General features: G+C 64.0%; 9 protein-coding genes. 6 read left to right on the forward strand and 3 right to left on the reverse strand.

Annotation, left to right across the window (positions count from 1 at the left end):
- The first annotated feature begins 25 nt into the window (after positions 1 to 25).
- The 3 genes from iolD (at position 26) to M4J39_RS06300 (ending at position 4,358) form a co-directional block, all read left to right on the forward strand.
- A complete protein-coding gene (gene iolD, locus M4J39_RS06290) occupies positions 26 to 1,879 on the forward strand; it encodes a 3D-(3,5/4)-trihydroxycyclohexane-1,2-dione acylhydrolase (decyclizing) (protein ID WP_251726971.1) in 1,854 nt (617 codons plus the stop codon).
- A 25-nt stretch (positions 1,880 to 1,904) separates the two neighbouring features.
- On the forward strand, positions 1,905 to 2,732 hold the full coding sequence (iolB, locus tag M4J39_RS06295) for a 5-deoxy-glucuronate isomerase (protein WP_251726972.1): 828 nt from the start codon (positions 1,905 to 1,907) through the stop codon (positions 2,730 to 2,732).
- An 81-nt stretch (positions 2,733 to 2,813) separates the two neighbouring features.
- A complete protein-coding gene (locus tag M4J39_RS06300; protein ID WP_251726973.1) occupies positions 2,814 to 4,358 on the forward strand; it encodes a CoA-acylating methylmalonate-semialdehyde dehydrogenase in 1,545 nt (514 codons plus the stop codon).
- 245 nt (positions 4,359 to 4,603) lie between these two features.
- Here the strand turns inward: M4J39_RS06300 and M4J39_RS06305 are convergent, their stop codons facing one another.
- Complete coding sequence (locus M4J39_RS06305; protein ID WP_251726974.1) at positions 4,604 to 6,991, reverse strand: methyl-accepting chemotaxis protein; 2,388 nt, start codon at positions 6,989 to 6,991, stop codon at positions 4,604 to 4,606.
- A gap of 755 nt (positions 6,992 to 7,746) precedes the next feature.
- Between M4J39_RS06305 and M4J39_RS06310 the strand changes: the two genes are divergently transcribed.
- The 3 genes from M4J39_RS06310 to M4J39_RS06320 all read left to right on the forward strand — a co-directional run bounded on the left by M4J39_RS06310 (position 7,747) and on the right by M4J39_RS06320 (position 12,046).
- Positions 7,747 to 10,035, forward strand: coding sequence for a glycosyltransferase family 4 protein (locus tag M4J39_RS06310; protein WP_251726975.1), 2,289 nt, complete (start codon positions 7,747 to 7,749; stop codon positions 10,033 to 10,035).
- The gene (locus M4J39_RS06315; RefSeq protein ID WP_251726976.1) at positions 10,032 to 11,306 is read left to right on the forward strand and encodes a glycoside hydrolase family 130 protein; all 1,275 of its coding nucleotides are present in this window, start codon (positions 10,032 to 10,034) and stop codon (positions 11,304 to 11,306) included. The genes M4J39_RS06310 and M4J39_RS06315 overlap by 4 nt, the downstream gene beginning before the upstream one ends.
- A 308-nt stretch (positions 11,307 to 11,614) precedes the next feature.
- On the forward strand, positions 11,615 to 12,046 hold the full coding sequence (locus tag M4J39_RS06320) for a helix-turn-helix domain-containing protein (RefSeq protein ID WP_251726977.1): 432 nt from the start codon (positions 11,615 to 11,617) through the stop codon (positions 12,044 to 12,046).
- Positions 12,047 to 12,062: 16 nt separating this feature from the next.
- Here M4J39_RS06320 and M4J39_RS06325 read toward each other — a convergent pair whose 3' ends face one another.
- Both M4J39_RS06325 and M4J39_RS06330 read right to left on the reverse strand, forming a co-directional pair.
- Complete coding sequence (locus tag M4J39_RS06325; RefSeq protein WP_251726978.1) at positions 12,063 to 12,302, reverse strand: hypothetical protein; 240 nt, start codon at positions 12,300 to 12,302, stop codon at positions 12,063 to 12,065.
- Positions 12,299 to 13,534: a GNAT family N-acetyltransferase gene (locus tag M4J39_RS06330; RefSeq protein WP_251726979.1), complete on the reverse strand. Its 1,236-nt coding sequence runs from the start codon at positions 13,532 to 13,534 to the stop codon at positions 12,299 to 12,301. Before M4J39_RS06330 ends, M4J39_RS06325 begins: the two co-directional genes overlap by 4 nt.
- Positions 13,535 to 13,601 lie beyond the last annotated feature (67 nt).

Genomic DNA, 13,601 nt, shown 5'->3' on the forward strand with positions numbered 1-13,601 from the left:
ACGGCGCCCACTTCGGGAGGATGACATGGCAGGCAAGACAGTGCGATTGACGGTGGCGCAGGCGACGGTGCGGTTCCTCGTCAACCAGAAGACCATCATCGACGGGGAGAAGCTGCCGATCTTCGCCGGCTGCTGGGCGATCTTCGGTCACGGCAACGTGGCCGGGCTGGGCGAGGCGCTCTATCAGGTGCGCGACACGTTCCCGACGCTCCGTGCCCACAACGAACAGGCGATGGCCCTGTCGGCGATCGCCTTCGCCAAGGCGTCGTTCCGCCGTCGTTTCATGGCCTGCACCACCTCGATCGGTCCCGGCGCGCTCAACATGATCACGGCGGCGGCCGTCGCTCACGTCAACCGCCTGCCCCTTCTTCTGCTGCCGGGCGACGTGTTCGCCAACCGCCGGCCCGACCCGGTGCTGCAGCAGGTGGAAGACTTCCAGGACGGCACCGTGTCGGCCAACGACTGCTTCCGGACCGTGTCGCGCTATTTCGACCGCATCCAGCGGCCGGAGCAGTTGATCCTCGCCTTGCAGCGGACCATGCACGTGCTGACCGATCCGGCCGAATGCGGTCCGGTGACGCTTTCCATGTGCCAGGACGTCCAGGCCGAAGCCTATGACTGGCCCGAAAGCCTGTTCGAGGAGAAGGTTTGGACCCCGCGTCGCATCCGGCCCGACGAGAACGAACTCGCCACCGCCATCGGCCTCCTCAAGGCGGCGAAGAACCCGATGATCATCGCCGGCGGCGGCGTGCTCTACTCCGAAGCCTCCGCCGAGCTGGTTGCCTTCGCCGAAAAGCACAGCATTCCAGTCGCCGTCACGCAGGCGGGCAAGTCCTCGATCGACGAGACGCATCCGCTCGCCCTCGGCGCCGTCGGCGTCACCGGCACCTCGGCGGCCAATGCGCTCGCCGCCGACGCCGATCTGGTGTTGGCCATCGGCACCCGCTTCCAGGACTTCACCACCGGCTCGTGGGCGCTGTTCAAGAGCGGCGAACTCAAGATCGTCGCTCTCAACGTCGCCAGCTACGACACCACCAAGCACAACGCCGCGCCGCTGGTGGCGGACGCCAAGGTCGGTCTCGGGCTGTTGTCACAGGGCCTCGGTGCATGGAAGGCGCCGCGCGTTGCCGAACGCGCTGCCGTCGAGAAGGCCAAATGGCTCGAAGACGCCGACAAGGCGCTGGCGTCGACCAACGTCGAGAAACCGTCGGACGCGCAGGTGATCGGCGCGGTGGCGCGGACACTCGGCGGGCCCGAAACGGTGGTCGTCTGCGCCGCTGGCGGATTGCCCGGCGAGCTCGACAAGCTGTGGGTGCCCACCGTTCCCGGCAGTTACCACCTGGAATACGGTTTCTCCTGCATGGGCTACGAGATCGCCGGCGGCATCGGCGTCAAGATGGCCAACCCCGACAAGGAAGTCGTCGTCATGGTCGGCGACGGCTCCTACATGATGATGAACTCCGAGCTCGCCACATCGGTCAGCCTCGGCCAGAAGCTGACGGTCGTCCTGCTCGACAACCACGGCTTCGGCTGCATCAACCGGCTGCAGATGGCCACTGGCGGCGCCAACTTCAACAACCTCTGGCAGGACTGCGCCATGCAGGCCCAGCCGGACATCGACTTCCGCGCCCATGCCGAGAGCATGGGAGCCATCGCCGTCAAGGTGTCGTCGATTTCCGAGCTTGAAACCGAACTGGCGAAGGCCAAGACGGCCGATCGTTCCACGGTGATCGTCATCGACACGGACCCACTGGTCACCACCGATGCCGGCGGACACTGGTGGGACGTGGCCGTGCCCGAGACGTCGCCGCGCAAGCAGGTTGCCGGTGCGCGCGAGGCCTACGAAGCCGCCAAGCGCCTCCAGCGCATCTTCGACTGACGCCACTGCCGAGAAGGAGAAAGCCATGTCCAACTCCCATCTGCGGGTCCGGCCGAAGGCCGACCAAGGCCTGGTCAGCGAAGTGACGCCCGCGAGCGCCGGCTGGTCCTATGTCGGGTTTGCCCTCCATCGCCTGACCGCCGGCCAGGGCCTTGCGGCCGAAACGGGGCAACGGGAAGTCTGCCTGGTGCTGGTGTCAGGCAAGGCTCGGCTTGCCATCGACGGCAAGGACCAGGGCGAGATCGGCGAGCGGATGAGCCCGTTCGACGGCGCCCCCTGGGCAGCCTACGTGCCGGTCGGCGGCCGGTACGAACTGACCGCCACCACGAATGCCGAGGTTGCCGTCTGCTCGGCGCCCGGCGCAGCCGGCTTTCCGGCGAAGCTGATCCCGCCGGGCACGCATGAGCAGATCACGCGCGGCAAGGGCTCCAACACCCGGCTCGTCACCAACATCATGCCGGAGAACGATGGGTCCGCCAACTCGCTTCTCGTGGTCGAGGTGATCACGCCGGGCGGCAACACCTCCAGCTACCCGCCGCACAAGCACGACCAGGACGACATTCCGGCCGAGAGTCATCTGGAGGAAACCTACTACCACCGCTTCAACCCGCCGCAGGGTTACGGCTTCCAGCGCGTCTATACCGACGACCGCAGCCTGGACGAGGTGGTGCTGCTCGAGGATGGCGACGTAGTCATGGTGCCGAAGGGTTACCACCCGGTCGCGACCATCCACGGCTACGACAACTACTACCTCAACGTCATGGCCGGCCCCAAGCGCATCTGGAAGTTCCACAACGAACCGGCGCACGAGTGGCTGTTTACCGGGCTTGGTGCCCCGACCGCTTCACGCTGAGCAGATCGGCAAGAGTTCCCGTCGCCCAAGCAACGGCTTCAAGGCGACCGATATCCTGAGACAAGCACTACGGAGAAGATCATGAACATGGAAATCCTGAAGCACCAGTTCGGCAAGGTCGAGCGTCTCAGGTACCTCGTCGACAACGAGTGGCGGGAATCGAAGACCAGCAAATACATGCCGGTGATGGACCCCTCGACCGGCAAGCAGATCGCCGAGGCCCCCTGCTGCACGCAGGAGGAAGTGGATTCGGCCGTCGAGGCTGCGGCGCGCGCCTTCCCGGCCTGGCGCGACACCCCGATCCCGACACGCATCCAGCTGATGTTCCGTTTCAAGCAGTTGCTGGACGCCCATCTCGACGAACTCACCGAACTGCTGGCCACCGAGAACGGCAAGGTCCTGTCGGAAGCCAAGGGCGACGTTCTCAAGGCGATCGAAGTGGTCGAGTGCGCCTGCTCGACGCACTACCTGATGCAGGGCGACACCTGCATGAATGTCTCGACCGGCTACGACACCGTGTCCTTCCGCGAGCCGCTCGGCGTGTTCGCCGCCATCGCGCCTTATAACTTCCCCGCCATGATCCCCATGGGCTGGATGATCCCGTTTGCGATCACCACCGGCAACACCGTGGTGCTCAAGGCCGCGTCGATGGTGCCGCAGACGGCGAGCCGCATGCTCGAACTGTTGATCGAGGCCGGCCTGCCCAAGGGCGTTGTCAACCTCGTCACCTGCTCGCGCGTCGAGGCGGACAGCCTCCTGGTCAACCCGGCCATCAAGGGCGTCGCCTTCGTCGGCTCGACCTCGGTGGGCCTGCACATCTACAAGACCGCCGCCGCCAACGGCAAGCGCGTCCAGGCGCTGACGGAAGCCAAGAACCACGCCCTCGTCCTTGAGGATTGCGTGCTTGAGCGCACCGTGCGCGGCATCATCAACTCGACCTACGGATGCGCCGGCCAGCGCTGCATGGCCCTGCCGGTCGTCTGCGTTCAGGAGAGCATCGCCGACGAATTCGTGGCGCTGTTCAAGAAGCTTGCCCAGGAGCTCAAGATCGGCCCCGCCTACATTGCCGGTTCGCAGCTCGGCCCGGTCATCTCGGCCGGCCAGAAGGAGTCGATCGAAAAGGCCATTCAGCGTGGTGTCGATGAAGGCGCGACGCTGGTGCTCGACGGTCGCGGCGTCAAGGTGCCCGGCTACGAGGACGGTTACTTCGTCGGGCCGACCATCCTCGATCACGTCAAACCCGGCACCTATGTCGGCGAGGAAGAGATCTTCGGACCAGTGACGTCGATCAAGCGCGTCAAGGACTTCGAGGAAGGCCTGGCGATCATGAACGCCAACCGCTTCGCCAACGGCTCCTGCATCTACACGACGTCGGGCCGGCACGCCCGCGAGTTTGCCAAGCGGACCGACGGCGGCATGGTCGGCATCAACGTCGGCATTCCCGTGCCCTTCTCCATCTTCCCCTTCTCGGGCCACAAGCAGTCGTTCTTTGGCGATCTGCACACGCTCGGCAAGGATGGTGTCGCCTTCTTCACCGAGACCAAGTCTGTCACCTCCGTCTGGTTCTCCGAGGAAGACGCCAAAAAGGCGGTCAGCACCTGGGACGGCACTCTGACCCGCAGTTGACAACCAAGGCGAGGCGGTTACCTCCACCAGCCTCGCCCTTTCTGGCGCCTCTCCTCCGGCGCTGGCCGGCCCTCCCCCGGGGCCGGCCTTTTTTTCTTTTGGCACGGTTTGCCCGGTGCCCGCCGAGGACCACTGAAATGCGAAAGCCGCCCGACAAAGGGGCGGCTTTCAGTCTTCTTTGGAGGTCGCAGTTATGGGGCCAACGCGATGGCTTTCGTGCCATCCGCCGACCAGCGCCCTTCTTCCTATGCAGCCATCACACGGTTTATGAAGCCTTCGACGGCGTCTCTGAGACGGCCCGCCTGTTCGTTCATGTCGTTGGACGCGGCCGAAACCGCCGACGCGGATTGCGAGGTTTCCCCCACCACCCGGGTCAGCGCCTGCGTTTCCTCGGTTGCCGCGCGGGTTCCCTCCGCGGCCCTCTGGGCATTGCTCGAAATTTCCGATGTCGCCGTTCCCTGCTCGGTGACGGCGCTCGAAATGATCATGGTGGTTCGGTCGACGTCGACCATGATGTCGGAAATCGAGCGGATGGCGGTCACCGCCTCGGCGGTGGACACCTGGATGGCCGCGATCTGGGTGGCGATCTCCTCGGTGGCGTTGGCCGTCTGGCCGGCGAGGTTCTTGACCTCCGAGGCGACCACGGCGAACCCCTTGCCCGCTTCGCCCGCGCGCGCCGCCTCGATGGTGGCATTGAGGGCCAGAAGATTGGTCTGCTCGGCAATCGCCTTGATCAGCGTCACCACGTTGCCGATCCGCTCCGCAGCCTCGGCCAGACTGCCGATGGTCGCGTCGGTGCGCCGCGCCTCCTCCGAGGCACGGCGCGCCACCTGCGTGGCGTTTTCCGTCTGGCGTGCGATTTCGGCAATGGACGCGGACAACTCCTCGGCCGCCGCCGCCACGGTCTGAACGCCAACCGATGCATCCCCGGACGCCTCGGCAGCGCTGGTCGCGCGCGAACTGGCCTGTTCGGCGATCGAGGCAAGCGCGTGCGCCGTTTCCTCCATCTGGTCGGCGTTGCCGGAGACGGAGGTCAGCATGGCGGCGATCTCCTGGCGGAAACCCTGGATAAGGCTTTCGATCGCCTCCTGCCGAGCGCTTCGCTTCCGCTGCTCGGCCTCTGCTTCCGAGGCGAGGCGATGACGTTCGATGGCGTTATCCCTGAACACCTGCACCGCCCGCAGCATGTCGCCGATCTCGTCACGCCGGTTGCTGTTGCCAAGATCGACGTCGGTGTCGCCCTTGGCAAGGCGCGCCATGGCCTGGGTCAGCGAGACGATCGGCCGCGATACGAGCCTCGACATGCCGATGCTCACCGCAAGCGCCAGCAGCAACGTGGCGGCGGTGATTGCCGCCATGAGAGCATAGGAGGATGTGCGGCTGTCCGCCGCCGAAGCGGCGTGCTGGTCGCTGACCGAGCGGATGGCCGCTACCGCGGCAGCGGCGTTCTGCACAGATGCCTCGCGGGCGGCGGCGAAAGCCTTGGTGCCCGCCACAAGATCGGCGAACGCCTTTCCGAAGCTCTCGATGTCGGCCGAGGGGTCGGCGAGCCCGCTGTCAGCGACGGCCTTGCCCGTCTCGACAGCCGTGGCGAGCATTGACTGGACGCTGGCTTCGTTCTCGGCGGTCGGCTCAAGCTTGTAGCCGGCCGTCTGGATGGTGAGGCTGTCGGCCGTGTAGCTGAGAGAGATGCCCTGGTCGAAGGTGGTATTCGCCTTGGTCCGATCCTCGCCGGCCTTCTGGGCCGCGGCCTCCGCTGCCTTGCCAAGGTCGCGGGCAGCCGCGACGACGGCCTCGGTTCCCTTGACGAAGGTGTCAATGCCGGAATCGGCTTGCAGTCGCAGCCCCTCGATTTCGGTGGCATCGGTCGCCCTGGCCATCGAGCCCATGATCTTGGCAAGCTCGTTGATCGACTTCGACGCCAGGCGCATCTGGTCGCCAATGGCATCCGAGCTGGCAAAGTTGTAGATGCTGCCGATGGCGGCCTTGGCCTGATCGATCGCCTCTTTTGCGGCGGTTACGTCGTTCGTGTTGCGGCTCGACACGAAGCGGACCAGCGATGTCCGCGCCCTGACGGCCAATACCTGCCCCTGATAGGCCAGCGCCAGGAACTCCGAAGCCTCGCGCACCTTCGCCTGCTCGGCCGCGGCAAGTTGCTCCATTTCCTGCGACTTCATCTTCGCATCCGTCTGAAGCTTGTGCGCGACCCATCTGAGGGCGGAAACGGACTTGTCGGCGTTGCTCCAGGCGGTAGCGGTATCCGCCGATGCCTGGACCAGCGAATCGATCGACTGCCGGAAGGCGCCGATCGCGGCGCTTGCCGATTTCAGCGACGGATCGTCCGCCTCACCGAGAGCGGCCACATCGGTGTTGACCCGGTCCAGCAAACCACCCGCGTTCTCCGCCGCCTCAGGGGCCCGTGTGACGATGAAGCGATTGACGGCGTCGACCGCGGCGCCCACCTCGGCAACGGCGACGGACGACCGAGAGGTCAGGTCGATGGCAAGCCCCAGGCGACCAAGACCGAACGCTCCAGCGGCGCCCACGACGGCCGCCATGAGGGCCAGCAATATCAGGCTCGCGCCGATTTTTCGACTGACCGACTGCTTGGCGAGCGCTTCTGCACGCTTCATGATCCTTCCTCCCATTCCGGCCGGCCACGCGCCCGCGAGCCCGAACCGATACCTACCCTCGCTTCCCCACTCGGCCATCTTCCTCCGACGGCCATTGCCACCGGATGGACTGTCGCAATTTGGGAATGTTTATATCGAAAATTATTTCTGTAAGCACATATGTTTCACCACCGTACTTTAGGCGTCGACGGTTTCCCAATCGTTAGTTTTTGCGAGGTCATTCGCTTTCGACGACTTGCTTGAAGCAGAGAAAACGTCCGCCGGCGTGTGGAAGACAGGCCACTTCGGTACACAGCCCATTTAGTTCCCGCCGTGAAGGAAATTGGGTCTATCATGGCGAGACCGGATCAGGCGCCGAGCGCCATTTGGCCTTCGGGCCGCCGCGGATCAGACGCGTAAACAAGTGCTTTGAAATGTGATCCTTGACCGGAACCGAACGAGGCCTGTCGACGTTTGGTGTATAAGCCCGGAGTGCGGGAATCCAGCCAGACGTCAATGCGGCGAAGCGTGGCGCCCCTCAGTCTCCGATCACTTGAAAGTTGCATTGATCTTCACCATCTTGGGAATGATGTTACGCGTTTCCCGTTTATTACAAAGACTTACGCATTATTAACCACCTTAGTCTGCTTGGGTGCCGAGTCGATGCTGACCAAGACGCAATAGAACAGGCTATGTCCTAGCCCAGTTCTTCTCAACGTTTCCACGTCGGTCCACGCCCAATCGTGGACGAAATTCCGAATTCGGGAGACTTGCCGATGAACCGCGACAATCTCACTCCGCCCGTAGGTCATGTTGCCCTGATCGGGAACTTTCCGCCTCGCAAGTGCGGCATAGCCACGTTCACCGCCGACTTGCGCGAGGCGCTGGCCACGACCGATGGCGATCTCAAGATCAGCACGGTCGCCGTGACCGACGAGGGGCAGAACCATGCCTATCCACCGGCTGTCGGCTACGAGATCAGCCAGCACGAGGCGGACGACTATGCGGCGGCGGCCGACCATATCAACGCTCTCAATCCGGACGCGGTGTCGATCCAGCACGAGTTCGGCATTTTCGGCGGTCAGGCGGGCGAGTATCTCCTCAAGCTGACCGAGCGCCTGCGCGCTCCGATCGTGACGACGCTTCACACGGTGCTGGTCGATCCGACCCCCGATCAGCGGCGCGTGATGGAGCATCTCGCCGAGCACTCGGCCCGGCTGGTGGTGATGACGGAGATGGGGCGCACCATTCTCACCCGCGACTGGAGCTTCCCGGAAGAGAAGATTGCCGTCATTCCGCACGGCATTCCCGACGTCCCCTTCCTCGACCCGGCATTCCAGAAACACAACTTCGGTCTCGATGGCCGCAAGGTGGCTTTGACCTTTGGCCTCCTGTCGCCCAACAAGGGCATCGAGAACATGATCGATGCCCTTCCCGATCTGGCCCGAACACACCCCGATCTCGTCTATGTCGTGCTTGGCGCCACGCATCCACACCTCGTCGCCCGCGAGGGCGAAGCGTATCGCGAGAAGCTGCAAGCCCAGGCGGATGCGCTCGGCGTGACCGATCACCTGATGTTCGTCAACGAGTATGTCGATGCCCCGGTGTTGAAGGACTGGCTTTCGGCAGCCGACATCTACGTGACGCCCTATCTCAACGAGGCGCAGATCACCTCCGGCACGCTGTCCTACGCGGTGGGCCTCGGCAAAGCCGTGGTATCCACGCCCTACTGGCACGCCCGCGAGTTGCTGGCCGATGACGTCGGCGCTCTGGTGCCGTTCGGCGATCCCAAGGCGCTCGCCTCGACCATTGGCGACTTGCTGACCGACAACGGTCGCCGTGACCGCCTGCGCGCCTTTGCCTATGATGCCGGACGGCAGATGATCTGGCCGGTGGTGGGGCGCGCCTATCTCGACCTGCTGGCCGAAGCCCGCTCCGGCGGGCGGACGCTGGCCCCTGTCAGCAATCTCAGAATCGGCCGGCGGGCGCCGCTGGTGTCGACGCTCGCCGCCGTCGACCGCATGACGGACGGCTGCGGCATGCTGCAGCACAGCCGTTCGACCATTCCCGATCGTCGACACGGTTATTGCCTCGACGACAACGCTCGCGCCATGATGCTGGCGGTGGAGCTGAAAGCGGAGGGCATAGAGACCGAGCGGGCCACTCGTATTGCCGATACCTGTGCCGCCTTCGTGGACTCGGCTTGGGACGAGGGGCGCGCCGCCTTCCGCAATTTCATGGGCTACCAGCGCAACTGGCTGGAGGACACCGGATCGGAAGACAGCCACGGCCGAGCGGTATGGTCGCTCGGACGCGTGGTCGCGAGCACCGACGATCACGGACTGAAGCTCTGGGCCACCGGGCTCGCCGACCGCGTGATTCCGGCCAGCGCCCACCTCTCCAGTCCGCGCGCCACCGCCTTCACCACGCTGGGCCTCATCGGCTGGCTGACGGTCTACCCCGGACATCGGCCGGCACGTCACCTGCTCGACACGTTCGCAGCCCAGTTGCATGCCCTTCTGCGCGAGCAACGCCGGCCCGACTGGCTGTGGTTCGAGCCGGTGCTGGCCTACGATAACGCCCGGCTGCCCGAAGCGCTGATCCGCGCCGGTCAATGGCTGGACAAGGACGACATGATCAGGGACGGCATCGCCGCGCTTGATTGGCTGGCGGAACTCCAGACAGATACCGACGGCCACTTCCGCCCCGTGGGCACCGAGAGCTTTGGCAGGCTCTACAGTCGCCCGCTTCCCTTCGACCAGCAGCCGGTCGATGCCTGGGCGATGATCGAGGCATCGACCGCGGCCTTCGATGCCACCGGCGACGACCGCTGGCAACGTTACGCCGAAGCGGCTTTCGACTGGTTCAACGGTCGCAACGACCTGGGGCTCAGGCTCGCGACGCCAAACGGCGGCTGTTACGATGGCCTACAGGTCGACCGCGTCAACCTCAATCAGGGAGCGGAGTCCATTCTCGCCTTCCAGTTTTCGGTTCGCTCGATAAGGCAGTTGCAACGACTCGCGCACGGCCGTTCTGAACGGGTGGTCGCGAGGGCTGGCCAATGACACTGCAACTGCTGCCCCAGCGCCTGTATCCCGACCCCAGCCGGGTGGTCATTCGCAACTTCCAACTGGCTGGAGAGCCCCGCGGACTGAATCCCGCCTCGCAGGCGAGAGCGCGACGGATCGTCGAAACCGTCCAGGCCATGGACAACCGGACGGTCCAGGCCGAACTGTCGCTCGTCATGGCTGACTTCGAGACCCGGCATCGCGAGGTTCGGCACTTCTTCGAGGAACGCTACGAGGGGATGGCCGCCCATCTGGGCATTCTCGAACCGCTGCGAGAAGCGGAGCGGCTGCTGATCGGCGCCTACTTCTGCCACGAGTACTCATTCGAGGCGGCGGCCCTCATGAACCCGAGCGTCGTCCGGCATCCCGATCAGTCCGCCCTGGCGCCGGGCGAGGTGCGTTTCCTGTTGTCGCTGAGGGCCGTCGGCGAAGGGCACATCTCGTCCATCACGTTCCGCGAGGGGGTTCTTTCCGACCAAGGCGAGCTGCGGCTCACCGAGGACAGCCCGTTCGCCGTCGCTTCCCGTCCGGAGATTGGCGAGGACGGAAGGGTATGGGCCGTCCGCGAGGGTGAGGGGCCGCTCGACGAGACCGTCCTGTTGCCGGTCACCTCGGCGCAACGAAACGGTCTCGAAGATCTCAGACTCGTTCACTTCGTCGATGCCGACGAAGGGCCGCTCTGGTACGGGACCTACACCGCGTTCAGCGGTCAGTCGATCGCCTCGGAGTTCCTCATTACTCGAGACTTCAGGCGCTTCGAGCTGAGACCCCTGTCGGGACCGGCGGCCCGGAACAAGGGCATGGCACTCTTCCCGCGCAAGATCGGCGACAGCTACACCATGCTGGGGCGGCAGGACAACGAGAACCTGTTCCTGATCCGATCGGACAACCTGTTCGAGTGGGGTGAGGGCGAACGGATTGCCGGCCCGCTCCACCCCTGGGAACTCCTCCAGATCGGGAACTGCGGATCCCCCATAGAACTTGACGAGGGATGGCTCGTGCTGACCCACGGCGTTGGTCCGATGCGGAAATACGCAATCGGCGCCATGCTGCTCGACAAGGACGACCCGGCGCGCTTGCTCGGCCGTTCGCGCGTGCCGCTCTTGTCGCCGTCCGATGCAGAGCGCGAGGGCTATGTGCCGAACGTCGTCTATACGTGCGGCGCGATGGCCCATGCCGGGCGGCTTTTCGTTCCCTATGGCATTGCCGACAGCGCGGTGGGCTTTGCCAGTGTGGGGATAGAGGAACTGCTCGCCTCGCTCGACTGATATACTGGTCGTCTGGACGAAAGAATGCGCCCCTTTAGGGCGCATTCTTTCGTCTATTCCGGACCGTTGCGACAAGGTCCTCCCGGGTGCAGGCTTCCGCTTCCCGCAACGACTACGAGATTTCCGACAAGCCCTCGAAGAGTACAGTAACCGCGCAGCCAAGTCGCGTTTGCGCGCATTTGCACTCGCCGCCATTCCAAGTAAAAGAACAATGACGAATAGTCGCGCCCCGGCGAGCCTCGCGCGGCAATGGCAAACGTGTGAATCAGACCAGCCCTGCGCCTCGGATGCTGGTAGGGAGCCGATGAATGGAGCCTAACACCGCCAAGAAGAAAGTCCCGAACCCAGCCGACGTGCACGTTGGGGCTCGCATCCGCATGCGGCGCATGATTGTGGGCATCTCGCAGGAGAAGCTCGGCCAAGCGCTCGGCGTCACATTCCAGCAAGTCCAGAAATACGAGAAAGGCGCCACCCGCGTGGGCGCCGGGCGTCTTCTCGAGATCGCCAACTATCTCGGCGTACCGATCGGCTATTTCTTCGAATCCGCAGCTTACGACGCTTTGAAGGCGAGTGAACCGAGCGGAACGGTGGTTACCGCGCCCGACGAGTTCGACGAGTTCGTGAAGAGCTCTGAAGGCATCAAGCTCAACAACGCCTTCCTCGGCATCAACGACCCGATGGTGCGTCGCCACCTTCTCGACCTCGTCGTCTCGATGTCGCGCACCGGCCAGGAAAGCTGAGAACGCCGCGACCGGTTCAGTGGCGACGTCGATGTTCGTCGAGGTCGACGACGTCCGGGTCCGTCTGGAGCGCCAGCAGGCCCGACAGTTCGGCATTGGCAAGACCGAGCAGGAGGGCAGCGGACACACTCACCTCCCGTGCCTGTGGCATCAGATAGTCGATCATCGTCATCATCGCCCGGATATTCATGGGACGATGGACATCGCCGGCATAGACCTGCTCGCCTGCCATGGGTTCGTCGAATTTAGCACTCATTGATCACCCGATATTCTTTCCAGGATGCCGGGCCGATCCCACTGTCCCTCCGGCCGCACAAGCACGGCGGCGCCGGAGTCCGGCGACAACACGTCCTCGGCTGGTGGAACCACAAGGTCGGCCTCGTAGTAGGTTTCTTCGGTCAGGTAGTTGATGCCCGTGCCTTCGCGCAGGACGAAACCGAAGTGCTGCCAGATGGGAGCGACATTCGCCGCGGTCTGGCCGTAGAAGCGCGTGTAGCCCTTAGTGCGACAGAGCTCGATGCCCGCCCTTACCAGCTTCAAGGCCATCCGGCTTTTGCGGAAGCGGGGCAGCACGGCCAATCGCTCGAGTTTCACGAACCCGGCAAAGTAACGAATGCGCAGGCAGCCGGCAGGCTCGTCACCAACGAAGCCGAGCAGGTGGGTCGCGGTGAGGTCGTTGCCGTCGACGTCCTCCGAAAAGGGGATGGACTGCTCTGCGAGATAGGTTGCCGCCCGGATCGCATGGACCATCAGGAGCTGGTTGACGTCGTGAACGACAGTGATGCCGATTGTGTTGCGCCTGCCGGTCGTGCCTGCGGCGCCGGGACGCCAGGTGTCGTACGGGGCCTCCGGCACATCGAGCTCGCCGTGTCGCTCGGCCTCCGAGAGGCGACGGCAGGTCATGACGCCGGGCGCGTAGACTTCGCCGTGCCGGGCGCCCATCGTGAAACCGATGCTCTCGAACAGGCGGCGGGCCTTGTCGTTGGCAGCCTTGCAAAACACCGGAAGACCGCGAAACTTGTCGGATGTCAGGCGTTCCATGACAAGCGAAATGCCGCCGGCGATCGCCGGCGAGATATAGATGCCCCAGAAGTAGATGGCGACAGGCTTCTCCCACTGGCGAGCAATGAAGCGATCGGCGGGAGCCCCGGTGTCCATGCGTCCATCGAAGAGCGCATCAAGGCCATCCTGGTTCAATGGCAGGAGGCACACGAACCCGAGAGGACCATTGCCGGCCTTTTCGCGCCACTGGCCGCGCCCGATGGCCAGGATGGTGTCGGGATTGCGCGTGTAAATGCGCATAACCGTTTCGAGACTGGCCACACCCTGAATTTCAGGGGTCGCTTTTCTCATCAGATCTGCAATAATTTCGCTGGAAGGACTGAAGACCGAAATGTTTCGGCCATATTTCGAGTAATCGATACGATCAATGTGGCGAGATGGATAGAAATTGGGTGCTTGTTCGTAGTTTCGAGCGTGAGAATTCATCGTTCCCCTCGTCCTGAATGATCAAATCCCATTTCAATCTGAATTTAAGCGTAGCCAATTCGGAGGC

Origin of the sequence: Pleomorphomonas sp. NRK KF1 (genome assembly GCF_023721755.1) — a bacterium.
Taxonomy (GTDB): domain Bacteria; phylum Pseudomonadota; class Alphaproteobacteria; order Rhizobiales; family Pleomorphomonadaceae; genus Pleomorphomonas.